This is a genomic window from Rugamonas sp. DEMB1 (assembly GCF_029834475.1).
GTDB classification, from domain to species: domain Bacteria; phylum Pseudomonadota; class Gammaproteobacteria; order Burkholderiales; family Burkholderiaceae_D; genus Rugamonas; species Rugamonas rubra.
Genome location: NZ_CP122407.1, coordinates 1397964 through 1414668 on the forward strand (window position 1 = coordinate 1397964; position 16705 = coordinate 1414668).

The window sequence follows — 16705 nt, forward strand, 5'->3', positions numbered from 1 at the left end:
CTTTTGACAGGCACCCCATGAAATTACGCTACTCCATCGCGCTCAGCATGCCGCTGATCAGCGCCTCGGCCATGGCGGCCGATCTGGCCCTCAAGCTCGAAGTCCCGCAACTGAACGTGGCCGAGTACCACCGGCCCTACCTGGCCGCCTGGCTGGAGAACGCCGACCAGAAGGTGGTGGCCAACCTGGCCGTGCTGTACGACGTCAAGAAGAAGGACAACGCCGGCACCAAGTGGCTCAAGGACATGCGCCAGTGGTGGCGCAAGAGCGGCCGCGACGTCGAGATGCCGCTCGACGGCGTCTCCGGCGCGACCAAGGCGCCGGGCGAGTACACGCTGAGCTTCCCCGTCGCCAAGGCCGCGCTCGACAAGCTGCCGGCCGGCCAGTACCAGCTGGTCGTTGAGGCGGCGCGCGAGGCCGGTGGCCGCGAGACCGTCAAGGTGCCGCTGCAGTGGCCGCCGAAAACCGCACAGAGCCTGGCCGCCAAGGGCAAGGAAGAACTGGGCGCCGTCGTAGTTCAACTCAAGCCTTAAGGCCGGATCATGAAAAAACTGAATAAACCGTTGTTGGCGCTGGCCCTGGCCGGCCTGGCCCTGAACGCCCAGGCGCACCGTCCGTGGCTGCTGCCGTCGTCGACCCAGGTCGACGCCAAGGAGGCCTGGGTCACCGTCGACGCCGCCATCTCCGAGCGCCTGTTCGACATCGACCACCAGCCGCTCAAGCTCGACGGCATCGTCGCCACCGGCCCGGACGGCGCCCGCGTCGCCCTCGACAACGCCAGCACCGGCAAGCTGCGCAGCACCTTCGACCTGCGCCTGGCCAAGCCGGGCACCTACAAGATCAGCCTGGTGTCGCAGGGCGTGTTCGGCAGCTACAAGGACAAGGCCGGCGACATGAAGCGCTTCCGTGGCAGCGAGGAAAGCCTGGCCAAGGACGTGCCGGCCGACGCCACCGACGTCAAGCTGACGCGCAACTACAGCCGCCTGGAAACCTTCGTCTCGACCGGCGCGCCGAACGAGGCGGTGTTCAAACCGAGCGGCGTCGGCCTCGAGCTGGTGCCCGTCACCCACCCCAACGACATGCGCAGCGGCGAGCGCGCCACTTGGCGCTTCCTGCTCGACGGCAAGCCGGCGGCCAACCAGGCCTTCAGCCTGATCCCCGGCGGCGTGCGCCACCGCGGCACGCTGGGCGAGATCCGCCAGAGCACCGACGCCAAGGGCGAGATCAGTTTCGAGTTGCCGGCCGCCGGCATGTACATGGTCAGCAGCAGCTGGCCGCTGGCCGCCCCGGCCGCCGCCGGCACGCCGCCGGTGGCGCCGGCGCGCCGCGTGACCTACGCGGCCACCGTCGAAGTGCTGCCGCAATAGTGGACGCGGCGGGCATGGCGGGCGGGCCGGCGGTGGCGTCGGCGTTGTTGGCGGGGCCGGGCGAACGCCGCGTGCTGCTGCCGGCGCACATCGCCGAGCAGCCGGCGCCGGCGCACGGCGCCATCCGCGACTTCGCCGGTGTCAGCATGGGCACCGGCTGGTCGGTGCGGCTGGTCGACCACGGCCGCGCCGCCACCTTGCCGCCGCGTTTGCAACAGGGCCTGCAGGGCCAGCTCGACCAGGTGGTGGCGCAAATGAGCCACTGGGAAAGCGACTCCGACCTGGGCCGCTTCAACCTGGCCGAGGCCGGCAGCTGGCGGCGCCTGCCCGAGGAGTTCTTCACCGTGCTGGCCTTCGCCATGCGCGTCGCCCGCGACACGGGCGACGCCTACGACCCCTGCGCCGGCGCCATGGTCAACCTGTGGGGCTTCGGCCCCGCCGGCGGTTTCGAGCGGCCCGGCTTCGCGCCGCCGGACGCCGCCCAGGTGGCGCGGCTGCTGGAGCGGCGCCGCCAGGCCAGGGTCGAACTCGACCATGCCGGCCGGCGCGCGCGCCAGCCGGGCGGCGTGCTGCTCGACTTGTCGGCCGTCGCCAAGGGCTACGGCGTCGACCGCCTGGCCGAGTATCTGGAGGCGCAGGGCATCCGCCACTACCTGGTCGAGGTCGGCGGCGAGCTGCGCGGCGCCGGTGTCAAGCCGGACGGCCAGCCCTGGTGGGTGGCGCTGGAACAACCCGGAGCGACCGCGTCCGCCGGTGGCGAGCTGGTGCTGGCGCTGCACGGCCTGGCCGTGGCCACCTCGGGCGACTACCGCCGCTACTTCAACGCCGACGCGGCCGACGCGGCCGATTCGTCGTCGCCCGCACACACCCGGCCGCAACGCTATTCCCACACCATCGATCCGCGCACCGGCATGCCGATCGCCAACCAATTGGCCTCGGTGACGGTGGTGCATGCCCAGTGCATGGCCGCCGACGCCTGGTCCACCGCGCTCACCGTGCTCGGCCCCGAGGCCGGCCTGGCGCTGGCCGACCGGCTCGGCCTGGCCGCCCGCTTCGTGCTGCGCACGCCGGACGGCTACGCCGAACGCTTGAGCGCGGCCTTCCAACAGATGCTCGCATGAACTTCACCAACGATCCGACCCGGCTGCTGCTGCTGGCCGGCCTGGCCCTGGCCTACGCCCTGGCCTGCCTGCTGCCCTACCTGCGCCAGCGGCGCAAACGCCGGGCCGCTCTCCTGGCGCGCGCCCAGGCCGGCCGGAGTCCGGCCTGGCTGGTGGCCTACGCCAGCCAGACCGGCAACGCCGAGCAGCTGGCGCGCCAAACCCACGCCACGCTGGCGCTGGCCGGCATCGCCGCCCGCCTGTGCGAGTTGTCCGAACTGACGGCGGCCGAGCTGCAGGGCGCCGAGCGCGCGCTGTTCCTGGTCAGCACCTACGGCGAGGGCGACGCGCCCGACGCCGGCGCCGCCTTCGCCCAGCGCCTGCTGGGCGGCGAGCTGGCGCTGGGCCAGTTGCACTACGCCGTGCTGGCGCTGGGCGACCGCGCCTACAAGCACTACTGCGGCTTCGGCCGCGCGCTCGACCGCTGGCTGGCCGGGCAGGGCGCCCGGGCGCTGTTCCCGCGCATCGAGGTCGACCGCAGCGCCGAGGCCGCCATCGTCCAATGGCGCCAGCAACTGAGCCACCTGGCCGGCACCAGCGACGCGCCCGACTGGGGCGCGCCTGCCTTCGCCGGCTGGCGCCTGGCCGAGCGGCGCCTGCTCAACCCGGGCAGCGCCGGCGCGCCGCTCTACCATCTGGAGCTGGAGCCGCAGTCGGGCGCGCTGCCGGACTGGCAGTCGGGGACCTGGTGCAGGTGGCCGCGCCGGCCGAGCCGGAGCGGCCGCGCGAATACTCGATCGCCTCGGTGCCGGCCGACGGCCGCGTGCACCTGCTGGTGCGCCTGCTGCGCCACCCGGACGGCACGGCCGGCCTGGCCTCCGGCTGGCTGTGCCTGCAGGCGGCGGCGGGCGAGGTGCTGCCGCTGCGCCTGCGGCCGCACCGCCGCTTCCGCCTGGAGGACAACGCCGAGCTGCCGCTGATCCTGATCGGCAACGGCAGCGGCATCGCCGGCCTGCGCGGCCACCTGCGCGCCCGCGCCCTGGCCGGCCGGGGCCGCGTCTGGTTGCTGTTCGGCGAGCGCAACGCCGCCTTCGACGCCCACTACGCCGCCGAGCTGGCCGGCTGGCGCGGGACCGGCCTGCTCGAGCGCCTCGACCTGGTCTACTCGCGCGACCAGCCGCAGCGCCGCTACGTGCAGGACCGCCTGGCCGAGCAGGGCGCCGCGCTGCGCGAGTGGGTGGCGCGCGGCGCCGCGCTGTACGTTTGCGGCAGCCTGGACGGCATGGCCGCCGGCGTCGACCGCGTCCTGCGCGAGCAGCTGGGCGGCGCCGCGCTGGACGCGCTGGCGGCCGCCGGGCGCTACCGGCGCGATGTGTACTAATTGCAACAACGACAAATTCCGCGTATCCACCTGTATGGCTGTTGCAAATAATTGACAACTATTTACGCCGATCCGACACCGCGCACTTTCTGCGTCACCGGCAACTCCCCGTTCTAAGCGCCTGCTGTCCTGACCCCAAAAAGCCCCGGCCGCTTGCGCGACCGGGGCTTTTTTGTCGTCCGCGCGGAGCGGCGGACGGCGGCCTATTCGGTGGCCGTCTCGAGGCCGCGCGCCAGGCTGGAGATGCTTGGGTTGTCGATGAACACGCAGCGCTTGCCGTTGCGCTTGCAGTGGTCCTTGACGCGCCAGTAGGCGCTGTGGCTGATGCAGCCGGTCTGGCAGATCACCAGGTCGGCCGCCGCCAGGCTGGCGTCGAGCTGGTTGGCGTTGTCCTCCAGGCCGCCGTCGTGGTGGGCGAACTGGGCGCCGCCGCGCTCGATGAGCTCGCGGTAGGTCGCCACGTTGCCGCTGCGCCCGCCCACGCACAGCACGCTCTGGTCGCGCAGGCGCAGCGGCATGCGCACCACCTGCTCGGCCGGCGCCACGGCGGCCGGCGCCGGCGCCGCCGGGCGCGCCGCCGGCTCGGCGCGCGCCGCCAGCCTCAGCTCGGTGATCTGCTCGCGCAGCGCGCGCTCGCGCTGCTCCATCTGCTGCAGCCGCTCGGCCAGGCGGGCGCGCGACTCCAGCCCGGGAATCGCGCCGCGCAGCTCGGCCAGCTCGGCGCGCAGCGAGTCGATCATGCTGTCCCGGCCGACCAGGTGGGCGCGCAGCTGCATCTGCTGGGTGGCGTGCAGCCCGGCCTGGGCGGTCTTCTCGGCCAGCAGGGCGGCGGCGCGCAGGCGCGCCTTGTCGAGCTGGTGCTGCAGCTCGCGGTTCTCGGCCAGGGTGGCCTGGAACTTGCCCAGGTCGGCGCGCACGCAGGCGCCGGCCTGGTGCTGCACCATGTGCAGGTCGCGGCACATCTGCTCCTCCAGCTCGGCGCCGCAGCGCGGATGGCTGAGGCCGGCCCAGAAGGCGCCGGCGACGTCGCCCGCTTCCACGGCGGCGCGCCACAGCGCGGCCAGCTGGGCGCTGTCGCGCGCGCCGCGATAGCGCAGCAGCACCGCCGCGTAGCGCCGTTCCAGCTCCTTTTGCAGCGCCTCGGACAGACGGTTGCGGCTGCCGCACTCGGTCACCGCGCCAACGTGCACCTCGTAGTCGTCGGCCAACACCTTGCCGCCGCTGACCTTGTCGACCAGCTTGCGCAGCACGCCCAGCGGCAGGCCGACGCCGACCAGCGGGCAGTGGCAGGCGTGGCCCAGCTCCCACAGGCGGCGCCGGCGCGAGGCCAGCGCCGGCTCGAGGGCGCTGGCGACGTTGTGGACCAGCGGGGCGGCGCGCGGCGCGCCGGCTGGCCCGGCGCGCTTCCCGTCGTGCTGATGGGCGTGCCTCCCGTCGTGCTTATTGTCGTGCTTATTGTCGTGTTTATCGTCGTGCTTATTGTCGTGTTTATCGCACATGGCCGGCCCTCACTGCGCCGGCCCGGCACCACGGCCGCGGCCGATGATGCGGGCCAGGAAGTTGCCCTTGTCGGTGTCGGGCAGGGTGCTCTCGACCACGCCGGCCCACTGCTCGGACAGTTGCTGGCAGGTGGCGCGCAGCACCGGCGCCAGCTCGGGCAGGCCGGCCAGCGCCTTCAGGTGGCGCTCGATCACCGAGGCCAGCTTGACGCAGGCGCCCTGTTCGGCGGCGCTGGCGGTGTAGTGCGACATCAGGTGCAGCACCGCCGACAGCATCAGCTCCGGACGCGGCCCGCCATCCCTGGGGGCGAGGAAAATCGGATTGCTACGGTCTATGGCCATCAAACGCTCCTGGTTGGGGTGTTGGGCTGGCGGCGGGCTGGCGTGGGGAAGGGGGGCTGGCGGAACCGCTCAGGCGGTGAGGATCAGCTTGTTCAACTGGGTCACGCGCAGGCGGTAGATCTTGCCGCCGTGCTCGATCTCCAGCTCCCGCTGGCCCTGCATCAGGGCGCTGCTGTTGATGCGCGGCGCGGCCTGCACGGCCTCGCTTTGCGGGGCGCTGGACGCGTCGGACCGCACGGGGTTTGGGTGGGTGTGCATCACGTGGTGGGCTCCATAAATAAGAATGATTCGCATTTGCATTATTGGTGAAGATGGCGGGAAATGCAAGTCTTATTTGCGTCGCGGGCGCGGCGGCGGGGAGGCTGGGCGGGACGGGGGAGGCGGGACAAAAAAAGACCCGACGCGGACGCCGGGCCAAGCTGGGTCTTGCGGGGGATTGCGCGGCTGGGCGGGGGCTGTGCGGGGTGGGCGGAGGGGAATGGGGCGCCGGGGTTTGGGGCGCCGCCGCCGCTCAGATCGCGGCCAGCAGCGGCAGCGTGGCCGCTTGCTCGGCGGCGGATTTGTTCTTGGCCGCCGCCAATTGTTTGGCGCGCGCGCGCGATGGCGGCAGGCGGCGCAGGGTTTTCAGGGCGTCGGCGTCCTTGATGCCGATGGTGCGCTGGTCGACGCTGATCAGGCCGATCTCGTTGAAGGCCGACAAGGTGCGGCTGACCGTCTCCAGGGTCAGCCCCAGGTAGCTGCCGATCTCGTGGCGCGTCATGCGCAGGTTGAACAGCTTGCTCGAATAGCCCATCTGCGAGAAGCGCTCGGCCAGCGAGACCAGGAAGCGGGCCACGCGGGCCTCGGCGCTGAGGGCGCCGAGCATGCCGATCATGGCCTGCTCGCGCACCAGCTCGCGGCTCATCACGCCGTACATCATGTTCTCCAGCTCCAGGTGGATGCGGCCCAGCGCCGTCAGCTTCTTGAACGGCAGCAGGATCAGGTCGCAGTCCGACAGCGCCACCGCCTCCGACGAGTAGTGCCGCGTGTGGATGCCGTCGACGCCGAGCATGTCGCCCTTCATCGGGAAGCTGAGCACCTGCTCGTTGCCGAACTCGTCGATCAACACCGTCTTGAGGAAGCCCGAGTTGACGATGTACAGCGTGTCGAAGGGCTGGCCGATGGTGTGGATGCGCTGGCCGGTCTTGAACTGCACGTGTTGGAACAGCAGTTCCTCGGCGGTGATCGAACAGGCGGCGGGGATGTGCAGCAGGTCGCACACCTCCTTGAGGTTCGACCAGAGCCGGCCCTGACGCTGGCGGCCGGCTTCCATCGACGAGGACTGCAGGGCCGTCGTTGCGTTGGAGCGGATTTCAGGCGTTTGCGTAGACAGCATGTTGATCTCCTGGTGACAGGTAAGTCGGGTTTCATTGCGGCGAAGGGGGTACGGCCCGGCTGCGGCTGCCGCAAGCGGCGGATCGCACGGCAGCGCCCGGGCAAGGACGGCGCCCGGTGACGGGCTGAACGGGACGCGCCGGCCGGCGTGACCCGTTGCAACTTGCATCGGCTGGTTTCAGTATGCCAACTAGGGGGGGGGATTGATATCAGCAGGCGCTGAATATGGGCGTAGGACGCGGCGCGGCCTTGTAGGATTCGTCCTAACGGCGGCGCGCCGGGGGGAGGCGCGGCTAGGTTCTTGAAGGGGGACAACAGACGGTGCGCGACGGCATACTGCACCATCTCCGACAGCGAGTTCATGCCCATCTTTTGCATGATCCGGGTCTTGTGCGTGCTCACCGTCTTGACGCTCAGGTGCAGGCTGTTGGCGATCTCGGTGATCGACTTGCCGGCCACCAACAATGAAAACACCTCGAATTCGCGGTCTGAAAGTTGCTTGTGGAGCAAGCTTTCGTTGGGCATCATGATGTTCAGCGCCAGCTGCTCGGCCACCTCGGTGCTGATGTAGGGCCGCCCCGAGGCGACCTTGCGGATCGCCCCGACCAGCTGGGTGCCGGCGCTCTCCTTGGTCAGGTAGCCCTGGGCGCCGGCGCGGATGGCGCGCACGGCGTACTGCTCCTCCTCGTGCATGGTGAGGATCAGGATGGCCAGCTTGGGCGCCTCGCCGCGGATCTGGCGGATCAGGTCGACGCCGCTGCGGCCGGGCATCGACAGGTCGAGCAGCAGCAGGTCGAAGCCGCCCTGGCGCACCTGGGTCAGCACCTCGAAGCCGTCGATCGCCTCGCCGACGATGTCGATGTCCGGCGCCCCGTCGAGGATGCGCTTGAGGCCTTCGCGCATGATGGTGTGGTCATCGGCTATGACGATTCGGATCATATTGTGGCTGTCGGGAAAAAGAGGCCCGCCTGGCGGCGGGCGTGGCTAGTGGGAAAAGCAATCCCCGGAATACTACTCTAAAACGGCGGATTTTTTGCTTTTCCGTTAATCATGTCGCATTTTCATGCCCTTGTGGTTCTTTGATCAGGCGGTGCACCAGCACCGGGATCTTGGAGTGCGACAAGACCTTGTTGGTGACGCTGCCGAGCAACAACTGGCCCCAGCCGCTGCGCCCGTGCGAGCCCATGAAGATCAGGTCGCAGTGCCGCTCGGCCGCCACCTCGACGATCTTCAGCGCCACGCTTTCGGCGAAGGCGGTGGCGCCGGCGCAGCGCAGGCCGCGCCGTTCGGCCGCCTCGACGATGGCCTGCAGGTGGCCCTGGCCGGCGCGCTGCATGGCGGCGCGGTATTCCTCCTCGCTGGGGTAGCTGGGCGGGATGATTTCGACATAGATCGGGTACTGGTACTCGGGCGCGACGAACAGGGCCAGCACCTCGGCGCCCATCTGCTCGGCGAAGTCGACGCCGGCGCAGGCCGTTTTATTGGAGACGGCCGAGCCGTCGGTGGTGATGAGGATTTTGCGGTACATGGCTGGCCCCCGGCTTGGTGGTGGTGGTGGTGGTGGTGCTTTGCGCGGCCGGCGTTGCGCCTGCGCCGCGGCGGCGCCTGGCTTAATTTTAGCGCCGATCCAGACTATTGTAAGTATGGAAAGACTTGATACTCCTCAATAAAGTCGATGATCGCGCGCAAGCCGGCACGCGGGGCGTGCTTTTCCCCGGATTAATTTGCACAGAAGCACTGGTTTTGTGTCCCGCCGCGTGCTTTGACGCGGTAAGCGATGTTAGTATCTGCAAATACAACGGTAAACTTGGCTTTTAACCCTTTGGGCGGGTGTGCCGGCCGGCTTTTCGGCCCTGGAGATTGAACAACCGGGCGGCCTCCTGCTACACTCGCGTAAGCGCGTTTTATTGCCGGGCGTCATCACTCCGGGGGCCGCACGCGGCGCCGGATGGTAGCTAGTTTTAGGGCAGCAATTTTACAAATTATGGAGAAGCAGGGATTATGACCAACGCCGCTGATGATTTCGACGCACTATTTGATGAAGTGTCTGCGCAAAGCAAGACAGCAGCGCCCGCAGCCGCTCCCGCCGCCGCCCCCGTAGTGGACGATCTGGAAAGTCTGTTCGACGAAGTCGCCGCCGCCCGTCCGGCCGAGGCCGCCCCCACCCCCGCTCCCGCCCCGGCCCCTGCCCCGGCCGCCGCCGCCCCCGCCGACGAGGGCGACGGCGCCGGCGACAAGCCGATGTTCGAACGCCTGGGCGGCATCGTCCGCCTGCTGCACGACTCGCTGCGCGAGCTCGGCTACGACAAGGCGCTGACCGAGGCCTCGTCGCAGATCGTCGACGCCCAGGACCGCCTCGAATACGTCGCCTCGCTCACCGAGCAGGCCGCCAACAAGGTGCTCAACACGCTCGACGACGGCATGCCGGCGCAGGACCAGTTGTCGAAGAAATCCAAGGAGATGGAGAACCGCTGGAGCGAGCTGTTCGCCGGCAAGCTCAGCCTTGACGAGTTCAAGCAGCTGGCGGGCGACTCGAAGTCCTTCGCCCAGGCCGTCACCGAGGCCACCGAGGCGGAGAAGGCGCGCCTGCTCGAGATCATGATGGCGCAGGACTTCCAGGACATCACCGGCCAGCTGATCAAGAAGGTGGTGACCATCACCAAGACGGTCGAGCACGAACTGGCCGAGCTGCTGCGCGACAACGCGCCGCCGGCCGTGCGCGAGAAGATCGCGCAAAAAGAGGTCAGTCTGATGAGCGGGCCGTCCGCGCCCGCCGTCGCGCTGAACCAGGACAATGTCGATGACCTTCTTGCCGATCTGGGATTCTAATGGATGATATGCTCAAGGATTTCGTCGTCGAGGCGATGGATCTCGCGGTCAATGTTGAGGAACACCTGCTGCGCCTCGAACGCGACCCGGAAAACAAGGAAACGCTGAACGCGGTGTTCCGCTCCTTCCACACCATCAAGGGCGGCGCCGGCTTCATGAGCCTGCCGGCCATGGTGGCCGCCTGCCACCTGACCGAGAACCTGTTCGACGCGCTGCGCACCGGCGCCGCGCCGGTCACCCCGATCGCCATCGAGGCGGCGCTGCAGGCCTCCGGCTTCGTCGCCGACCAGCTGGCCGAACTGTCCAACGGCGCCGAGCCGGACAGCCTGGCCGCCATGCCCGCCTCGCTCGAGCAGATCCTCACCGACGCCATCGAGGGCAAGGCCTCGGCGCCGAAGGCGGCGCCGGCCCCGGCCGCCGCAGCGGCGCCGGCGCCCGCCGCCGCCCCGGCGGCGCCGCGCGCGCCGTCGGCCGACGGGCTCGACTGGGAAGGCATGTACATGGCGGTGACGCCGGCCGGCACCCACACGCCGGCGCAAGCCGCGCCGGCGCCGGCCGCCTCCGGCCTGTCGGCCGAGGCGTTGGCCGAGGGCGTGGCCGCCGCCACCGCCGCCGCCGCCGCCATCGCGCCGTCGGTGGCGCCGCGCCGCGCCGACGGCGAGAAACGCGAGGAGCACCGGCCCCAGGCCGCCCCCGTCAAGGAGGAGAGCATCCGCGTCGACGCGGTCAAGCTCGACGCCCTGCTCGAGGTGGCCGGCGAGTCCGTGCAGGCCGCCAACCAGGCCGCCGTGCTGCTCGAACGCCTGCTGCAATTCAAGTTCGAGGGCCAGGCGGCGACGCTGATGGCGACCCTGGCCGAGACGCTGGAACGCGCCTCGCGCTATTCCACCGAACTGCAGCGCGCCACCCTGGCGACGCGCATGCAGCCGGTCGGCCGCCTGTTCCAGAAGTTCCCGCGCCTGGTGCGCGAGCTGGCCAAGGACCTGGGCAAGGACGTCGAGCTGACCATCGAGGGCGCCGAGACCGAGGTCGACCGCGTCGTCGTCGACAGCCTGTACGATCCGCTGGTGCACATGCTGCGCAACGCCCTCGACCACGGCGTCGAGTCGCCCGAGGAGCGCATCGCCGCCGGCAAGTCGACCAAGTCCTACATCTCGCTGAAGGCCTGGCAGGAAGCCAACAGCGTGATGATCGTGCTGCAGGACGACGGCAAGGGCATGGACCCGATGCGCCTGCGCAAGAAGGCGCTGGAGAAGCGCTGATCACCGAATCGGCCCAGTTGTCCAGCGACGACTGCTTCCAATTGGTGTTCCTGCCCGGCTTCTCGACCAAGGACGTGGCCTCCAGCGTGTCCGGCCGCGGCGTCGGCATGGACGTGGTGAAGACGGCGGTGGAGAAGAACCGCGGCGCCATCCACATCGACTCGGCGCTCGGCTTCGGCACCAAGTTCGCCATCCGCCTGCCGATCGAGCTGTCGATCGTGCCGACCATGCTGGTGTCGACCTCGGGCGCCGCGCTGGCCCTGCCGATGGCGGTGGTGCAACGCGTGGTCGAACTGCCCGAGGTGTTCCTCGAGGTGGGCGGCGCGCCGGTGCTCAAGGACCAGGGCCGGCCGCTGCCGGTGCGCTCGCTGGCCGCCTCGCTGGGCTACGAGAGCTGCCGCGAGAAGGTGGGCATTGTTGTCGCCGCGCCACAACCGTACATCCTCGCCGTCGAGGCCGTGGACGGCACCGCCGACCTGGTGATCAAGCCGATGACCGCCATCGCCGTCGAGGGCATCACCGGCACGGCGCGCTCGGCCGAGGGCGAACTGGTGCTGGTGGTGGGCCTATCGTTCCTGATGGATGGCTGTCGGGGCAACGTACGCATGGCTGCCTAGCCGACACTCTGAAAAGTAGTCCCCAATGCCTGCGTACACCGCAGGCATTTTTTTTGTTTTTTCGGTAGGCAGGACCCCGCCGCCGGCGCCCGCGCCCGCGTGGATGCGGGGCCGCGCGGCGGGCTTTAGTTGGACGAATTTTTCATAGGAGTCATACCAGGTGTATCACTACCCAAGTCCGTATCGGCTCACGAGGCCGGGGCGCGGCCTTGGTTTTGCATTGCACAAATATGGCATAATCAAAGTGGACCACTCACACAGGCTGTAGCAGCAAGCACATATCATGATGAAGACGCTTTACGACAAACTCTGGCAATCCCACGTGGTGCGCGCCGAGGAAGACGGCACCACCATCCTCTATATCGACCGCCACCTGGTGCACGAGGTGACCAGCCCGCAGGCCTTCGACGGCCTGCGCGCCGCCGGCCGCGCGCCCTGGCGCGTCTCGGCCAACCTGGCCGTGGCCGACCACAACGTGCCGACCACCGACCGCGCCGACGGCATCGCCGACCCGGTCTCGCGGCTGCAGGTCGAAACGCTCGACAGCAACGCCAAGGCCTACGGCCTGACCTACTTCAACATGAACGACAAGCGCCAGGGCATCGTCCACGTCATCGGGCCGGAGCAGGGCGCCACCCTGCCGGGCATGACGGTGGTCTGCGGCGACTCGCACACCTCGACCCACGGCGCCTTCGGCTGCCTGGCGCACGGCATCGGCACCTCGGAGGTCGAGCACGTGCTGGCCACCCAGACCCTGCTGGCGAAAAAATCCAAGGCGATGCTGGTGCAGGTGGACGGCGCGCTGCCGGCCGGCATCACCGCGAAGGACATCGTGCTGGCCGTGATCGGCAAGATCGGCACCGCCGGCGGCAACGGCTACGCCATCGAGTTCGGCGGCTCGACCATCCGCGCCCTGTCGATGGAGGGCCGCATGACGGTGTGCAACATGGCGATCGAGGCCGGCGCCCGCGCCGGCATGGTCGCCGTCGACGACACCACCATCAACTACGTCAAGGGCCGCCCCTTCTCGCCGGTCGGCCCGCACTGGGACCGCGCCGTCGACTACTGGCGCACGCTGCACTCGGACGCCGGCGCCCGCTTCGACCTGGTGGTCACCCTGAACGCCGCCGAGATCAAGCCGCAGGTCACCTGGGGCACCTCGCCCGAGATGGTCGTGCCGGTCGACGGCCGGGTGCCCGACCCCGACCTGGAAAAGGACAGCGTCAAGCGCGACGCCATGGAAAAGGCGCTGGTCTACATGGCGCTGGCGCCGAACACGCCGATCACCGACATCCGCATCGACAAGGTCTTCATCGGCTCCTGCACCAACTCGCGCATCGACGAAGTGCGCGCCGCCGCCGAGGTGGTGCGCGGCAAGCACCGGGCCTCCAACGTCAGGCTGGCGCTGGTGGTGCCGGGCTCCGGCCTGGTCAAGGACCAGGCCGAGCGCGAGGGCCTGGACCGCATCTTCAAGGACGCCGGCTTCGAATGGCGCGAGCCGGGCTGCTCGATGTGCCTGGCGATGAACGCCGACCGGCTCGAGCCGGGCGAGCGCTGCGCCTCGACCTCGAACCGCAACTTCGAGGGCCGCCAGGGCCAGGGCGGCCGCACCCACCTGGTGTCGCCGGCGATGGCGGCGGCGGCGGGCATCGCCGGCCACTTCGTCGACGTGCGCGCGCTGCGCTGAGCCGCCGCACCGCATTTTTGACCGCAACAAGGCGGGGGCGCGCCCCCGCCGCGCCGCCGGCGCGCCGAACCACCCGTCCCAACGAGAGCACACCATCATGAAAAAACTATTCGCCCTGTCCGTCATCGCCCTGGTCCTGAGCGGCTGCAACACCATCGCCGGGGTCGGCAAGGACGTGCAAAAGGTCGGCCAGGTGGTCGAAGGCGCCGGCAAAAAATAATCAGCGACGCCGCGGGCCCGACGGTCCGTCGTCGCACAACCCGAACGAGAATCATGGATAAATTTATCATCTACGAAGGCCTGGTGGCCCCGCTCGACCGCGCCAACGTCGACACCGACGCCATCATCCCGAAGCAGTTCCTCAAGTCGATCCACCGCACCGGCTTCGGCCCCAACCTGTTCGACGAGTGGCGCTACCTCGACCACGGCGAACCGGGCCAGGACAACAGCCGCCGCCCGCTCAACCCGGACTTCGTGCTCAACGAGGCGCGCTACCAGGGCGCCTCGATCCTGCTGACCCGCAAAAACTTCGGCTGCGGCTCCTCGCGCGAGCACGCCCCCTGGGCGCTCGACCAGTACGGCTTCCGCGCCGTCGTCGCGCCGTCTTTCGCCGACATCTTCTTCAACAACTGCTACAAGAGCGGCCTGCTGCCGATCGTGTTGCCAGAAGCGCAGATCGATCATCTGTTCAACGAAGTCAAGGCCTTCCCCGGTTACCGTCTGGTGGTCGACCTTGAACAGCAGCGTATTTCCACCAGCAACGGCAGCGTCTCCTACCCCTTCGAGATCGACGCCTTCCGCAAGTATTGCCTGATGAACGGACTCGACGATATCGGCCTGACCCTGCGCCACGCCGACGCCATCCGCGGCTTCGAAGAGCGTCATCTGGCCACCCAGCCCTGGCTGGCCAACGTCATCTAATTACTCGATCGAACAACATGAAAATTGCAATCCTCCCGGGCGACGGTATCGGCCCGGAAATCATCGCGCAGGCCGTCAAGGTCTTGAACGTGCTGGGCGAGTCCTTCGAGCTGGAAACCGCCGCCGTCGGCGGCGCCGGCTACGCCGCCCACGGCCACCCGCTGCCGGAAGGCACGCTGGCGCTCGCCAAGGCGGCCGACGCGGTGCTGTTCGGCGCCGTCGGCGACTACCAGTACGACACGCTGGAACGCGCGCTGCGCCCCGAGCAGGCCATCCTCGGCCTGCGCAAGCAGCTCGGCCTGTTCGCCAACCTGCGCCCGGCCATCCTGTATCCCGAGCTGGCCAACGCCTCGACGCTCAAGCCCGAGGTGGTCTCCGGCCTGGACATCCTGATCATCCGCGAGCTGACCGGCGACATCTACTTCGGCCAGCCGCGCGGCGTGCGCGAGTGCCCGGACGGCGCCTTCAAGGGCCAGCGCGAGGGCTTCGACACCATGCGCTACGCCGAGGGCGAGATCCGCCGCATCGCCCACGTCGCCTTCCAGGCGGCGCAGAAGCGCGACAAGCGCCTGACCAGCGTCGACAAGGCCAACGTGCTCGAGACCTTCCAGTTCTGGCGCGACATCGTCACCGACGTGCACAAGGAATACCCCGACGTGGCGCTCGAGCACATGTACGTCGACAACGCCGCGATGCAGCTGGTGCGCGCGCCGAAGAAGTTCGACGTGCTGGTCACCGGCAACATGTTCGGCGACATCCTGTCCGACCAGGCCTCGATGCTGACCGGCTCGATCGGCATGCTGCCGTCCGCCTCGCTCGACGCCAACAACAAGGGCCTGTACGAGCCCTCGCACGGCTCGGCGCCCGACATCGCCGGCAAGGGCATCGCCAATCCGCTGGCGACGATCCTGTCGGCCGCGATGATGCTGCGCTACTCGCTGAACCGCGCCGAACAGGCCGAGCGCATCGAGAACGCCGTCAAGGCCGTGCTGGCGCAGGGCCTGCGCACCGGCGACATCTACGAGGCCGGCACCACCAAGGTGGGCACCGAACAGATGGGCGACGCGGTGGTCAAGGCGCTGGCGTAAGAAACTAACTAAACGATATTGAAGGAATTGCGATGAAACTAGTAGGCTTGGTAGGTTGGCGCGGCATGGTCGGTTCGGTCCTGATGCAGCGCATGCAGGAAGAGGGCGATTTCGCCCACATCGAACCGGTGTTCTTCACCACCTCGAACCCGGGCGGCGCCGCGCCGGCGATGGCCAAGAACGAGACCGTGCTGAAGAGCGCGGGCGACATAGCCGAGCTGAAGAAGTGCGAGATCATCGTCTCCTGCCAGGGCGGCGACTACACCAGCGAGGTGTTCCCGCAACTGCGCGCGGCCGGCTGGAACGGCTACTGGATCGACGCCGCCTCGACCCTGCGCATGGAGAAGGACGCCGTCATCGCGCTCGACCCGGTCAACCTGCACGTCATCAAGGACGCGCTGGGCAAGGGCGTGAAGAACTACATCGGCGGCAACTGCACCGTCTCGTGCATGCTGATGGGCCTGGGCGGCCTGTTCCAGCACAACCTGGTCGAATGGATGACCTCGATGACCTACCAGGCGGCCTCGGGCGGCGGCGCGCAGCACATGCGCGAGCTGCTGACCCAGTTCGGCACCATCAACAGCTCGGTCAAGCACCTGCTCGACAACCCGGCCTCGGCGATCCTCGAGATCGACCGCCAGGTGCTGGCCACGCAGCACGGCTTGACGGCCGAGGAGACCAAGCAGTTCGGCGCGCCGCTGGCCGGCAACCTGATCCCGTGGATCGACAAGGACCTGGGCAACGGCCAATCGAAGGAAGAGTGGAAGGGCGGCGCCGAGACCAACAAGATCCTCGGCCTGGGCGCCGACTTCGGCTCCAAAGCGATCCCGGTCGACGGCCTGTGCGTGCGCATCGGCGCCATGCGCAGCCACTCGCAGGCGCTGACCATCAAGCTGAAGAAGGACGTGCCGATCGACGAGATCCACGACATCATCGCCGCCAACAACCAGTGGGTCAAAGTGGTGCCGAACACGCGCGAAGCGTCGGTGCGCGACCTGTCGCCGGCCGCCGCCACCGGCAGCCTGACCATTCCGGTCGGCCGCCTGCGCAAGATGAGCATGGGTGACGACTACCTGTCGGCCTTCACCGTCGGCGACCAGCTGCTGTGGGGCGCCGCCGAACCGCTGCGCCGCATGCTGCGCATCGTGCTCGAAGGCTAGGCGCCGGGCAGCCGCAACGAGGCAAGCCGGTGGCCAGCGTGCCGCCGGCGGCAAAACAGGGTCAGACCCTAGGGTCTG

At 68.9% G+C, this 16705-nt stretch carries 14 protein-coding genes and 3 pseudogenes; 11 read left to right on the forward strand and 6 right to left on the reverse strand.

Going from position 1 to position 16705, the window contains the following annotated elements; genetic code table 11:
* Positions 1–17: 17 nt before the first annotated feature.
* The 4 genes and pseudogenes from QC826_RS06475 (at position 18) to QC826_RS06490 (ending at position 3848) form a co-directional block, all read left to right on the forward strand.
* Entirely contained in the window at positions 18–533 is a 516-nt protein-coding gene (locus QC826_RS06475) for a DUF2271 domain-containing protein (RefSeq protein WP_279764890.1), read from the forward strand.
* Between the two features lie 9 nt (positions 534–542).
* Complete coding sequence (locus QC826_RS06480; RefSeq protein WP_279764891.1) at positions 543–1367, forward strand: DUF4198 domain-containing protein; 825 nt, start codon at positions 543–545, stop codon at positions 1365–1367.
* Between the two features lie 14 nt (positions 1368–1381).
* Entirely contained in the window at positions 1382–2488 is a 1107-nt protein-coding gene (locus QC826_RS06485; RefSeq protein WP_279764892.1) for an FAD:protein FMN transferase, read from the forward strand.
* Positions 2485–3848 (forward strand): annotated as a pseudogene (locus QC826_RS06490) (sulfite reductase subunit alpha). The gene QC826_RS06485 and the pseudogene QC826_RS06490 overlap by 4 nt, the downstream one beginning before the upstream one ends.
* 203 nt (positions 3849–4051) lie before the next feature.
* Here the strand turns inward: QC826_RS06490 and QC826_RS06495 are convergent.
* The 6 genes and pseudogenes from QC826_RS06495 to QC826_RS06520 all read right to left on the reverse strand — a co-directional run bounded on the left by QC826_RS06495 (position 4052) and on the right by QC826_RS06520 (position 8591).
* Complete coding sequence (locus QC826_RS06495) at positions 4052–5347, reverse strand: DUF2325 domain-containing protein (RefSeq protein ID WP_279764893.1); 1296 nt, start codon at positions 5345–5347, stop codon at positions 4052–4054.
* 9 nt (positions 5348–5356) lie between these two features.
* Positions 5357–5689 (reverse strand): hypothetical protein, encoded by a 333-nt coding sequence (locus tag QC826_RS06500; RefSeq protein WP_093387822.1) that lies wholly within the window; start codon positions 5687–5689, stop codon positions 5357–5359.
* A 69-nt stretch (positions 5690–5758) separates the two neighbouring features.
* Positions 5759–5947: a hemin uptake protein HemP gene (gene hemP, locus QC826_RS06505; RefSeq protein ID WP_279764895.1), complete on the reverse strand. Its 189-nt coding sequence runs from the start codon at positions 5945–5947 to the stop codon at positions 5759–5761.
* Between the two features lie 253 nt (positions 5948–6200).
* A complete protein-coding gene (locus QC826_RS06510) occupies positions 6201–7001 on the reverse strand; it encodes a Crp/Fnr family transcriptional regulator (protein ID WP_093387825.1) in 801 nt (266 codons plus the stop codon).
* Positions 7002–7363: 362 nt separating this feature from the next.
* A pseudogene (locus QC826_RS06515) lies at positions 7364–8002 on the reverse strand (response regulator); the annotation flags it as partial.
* A 109-nt stretch (positions 8003–8111) separates the two neighbouring features.
* On the reverse strand, positions 8112–8591 hold the full coding sequence (locus QC826_RS06520) for a universal stress protein (protein ID WP_093387828.1): 480 nt from the start codon (positions 8589–8591) through the stop codon (positions 8112–8114).
* 473 nt (positions 8592–9064) lie between these two features.
* On the opposite strand from QC826_RS06520, the gene QC826_RS06525 reads away from it, so the two are divergent.
* The 7 genes and pseudogenes from QC826_RS06525 (at position 9065) to asd (ending at position 16627) form a co-directional block, all read left to right on the forward strand.
* Positions 9065–9892 (forward strand): protein phosphatase CheZ, encoded by an 828-nt coding sequence (locus tag QC826_RS06525; RefSeq protein WP_279764896.1) that lies wholly within the window; start codon positions 9065–9067, stop codon positions 9890–9892.
* Positions 9892–11771, forward strand: a pseudogene (locus tag QC826_RS06530) (chemotaxis protein CheA). The gene QC826_RS06525 and the pseudogene QC826_RS06530 overlap by 1 nt, the downstream one beginning before the upstream one ends.
* A gap of 283 nt (positions 11772–12054) precedes the next feature.
* Positions 12055–13458 carry a 3-isopropylmalate dehydratase large subunit gene (leuC, locus tag QC826_RS06535; RefSeq protein ID WP_279764897.1) on the forward strand — a complete coding sequence of 468 codons (1404 nt, stop codon included), beginning with the start codon at positions 12055–12057 and terminating at the stop codon, positions 13456–13458.
* Between the two features lie 97 nt (positions 13459–13555).
* Positions 13556–13678, forward strand: a complete 123-nt coding sequence (locus QC826_RS06540; protein WP_144258948.1) for an entericidin A/B family lipoprotein — start codon at positions 13556–13558, stop codon at positions 13676–13678.
* A 53-nt stretch (positions 13679–13731) separates the two neighbouring features.
* Positions 13732–14379, forward strand: a complete 648-nt coding sequence (gene leuD / locus QC826_RS06545; RefSeq protein ID WP_093387835.1) for a 3-isopropylmalate dehydratase small subunit — start codon at positions 13732–13734, stop codon at positions 14377–14379.
* A 17-nt stretch (positions 14380–14396) separates the two neighbouring features.
* Positions 14397–15467: a 3-isopropylmalate dehydrogenase gene (leuB, locus tag QC826_RS06550; protein ID WP_279764898.1), complete on the forward strand. Its 1071-nt coding sequence runs from the start codon at positions 14397–14399 to the stop codon at positions 15465–15467.
* 32 nt (positions 15468–15499) lie between these two features.
* Positions 15500–16627, forward strand: coding sequence for an aspartate-semialdehyde dehydrogenase (asd, locus tag QC826_RS06555; protein ID WP_279764899.1), 1128 nt, complete (start codon positions 15500–15502; stop codon positions 16625–16627).
* Positions 16628–16705: the final 78 nt, after the last annotated feature.

What these genes read in the sequence shown, in the direction of transcription:
- QC826_RS06475 (WP_279764890.1), top strand. Translation starts at nt 18, where the DNA reads ATGAAATTACGCTACTCCATCGCGCTCAGCATGCCGCTGATCAGCGCC.
- QC826_RS06480 (WP_279764891.1), top strand. Translation starts at nt 543, where the DNA reads ATGAAAAAACTGAATAAACCGTTGTTGGCGCTGGCCCTGGCCGGCCTG.
- QC826_RS06485 (WP_279764892.1), top strand. Translation starts at nt 1,382, where the DNA reads ATGGCGGGCGGGCCGGCGGTGGCGTCGGCGTTGTTGGCGGGGCCGGGC.
- QC826_RS06495 (WP_279764893.1), bottom strand. Translation starts at nt 5,347, where the DNA reads ATGTGCGATAAACACGACAATAAGCACGACGATAAACACGACAATAAG.
- QC826_RS06500 (WP_093387822.1), bottom strand. Translation starts at nt 5,689, where the DNA reads ATGGCCATAGACCGTAGCAATCCGATTTTCCTCGCCCCCAGGGATGGC.
- hemP (WP_279764895.1), bottom strand. Translation starts at nt 5,947, where the DNA reads ATGCACACCCACCCAAACCCCGTGCGGTCCGACGCGTCCAGCGCCCCG.
- QC826_RS06510 (WP_093387825.1), bottom strand. Translation starts at nt 7,001, where the DNA reads ATGGAAGCCGGCCGCCAGCGTCAGGGCCGGCTCTGGTCGAACCTCAAG.
- QC826_RS06520 (WP_093387828.1), bottom strand. Translation starts at nt 8,591, where the DNA reads ATGTACCGCAAAATCCTCATCACCACCGACGGCTCGGCCGTCTCCAAT.
- QC826_RS06525 (WP_279764896.1), top strand. Translation starts at nt 9,065, where the DNA reads ATGACCAACGCCGCTGATGATTTCGACGCACTATTTGATGAAGTGTCT.
- leuC (WP_279764897.1), top strand. Translation starts at nt 12,055, where the DNA reads ATGATGAAGACGCTTTACGACAAACTCTGGCAATCCCACGTGGTGCGC.
- QC826_RS06540 (WP_144258948.1), top strand. Translation starts at nt 13,556, where the DNA reads ATGAAAAAACTATTCGCCCTGTCCGTCATCGCCCTGGTCCTGAGCGGC.
- leuD (WP_093387835.1), top strand. Translation starts at nt 13,732, where the DNA reads ATGGATAAATTTATCATCTACGAAGGCCTGGTGGCCCCGCTCGACCGC.
- leuB (WP_279764898.1), top strand. Translation starts at nt 14,397, where the DNA reads ATGAAAATTGCAATCCTCCCGGGCGACGGTATCGGCCCGGAAATCATC.
- asd (WP_279764899.1), top strand. Translation starts at nt 15,500, where the DNA reads ATGAAACTAGTAGGCTTGGTAGGTTGGCGCGGCATGGTCGGTTCGGTC.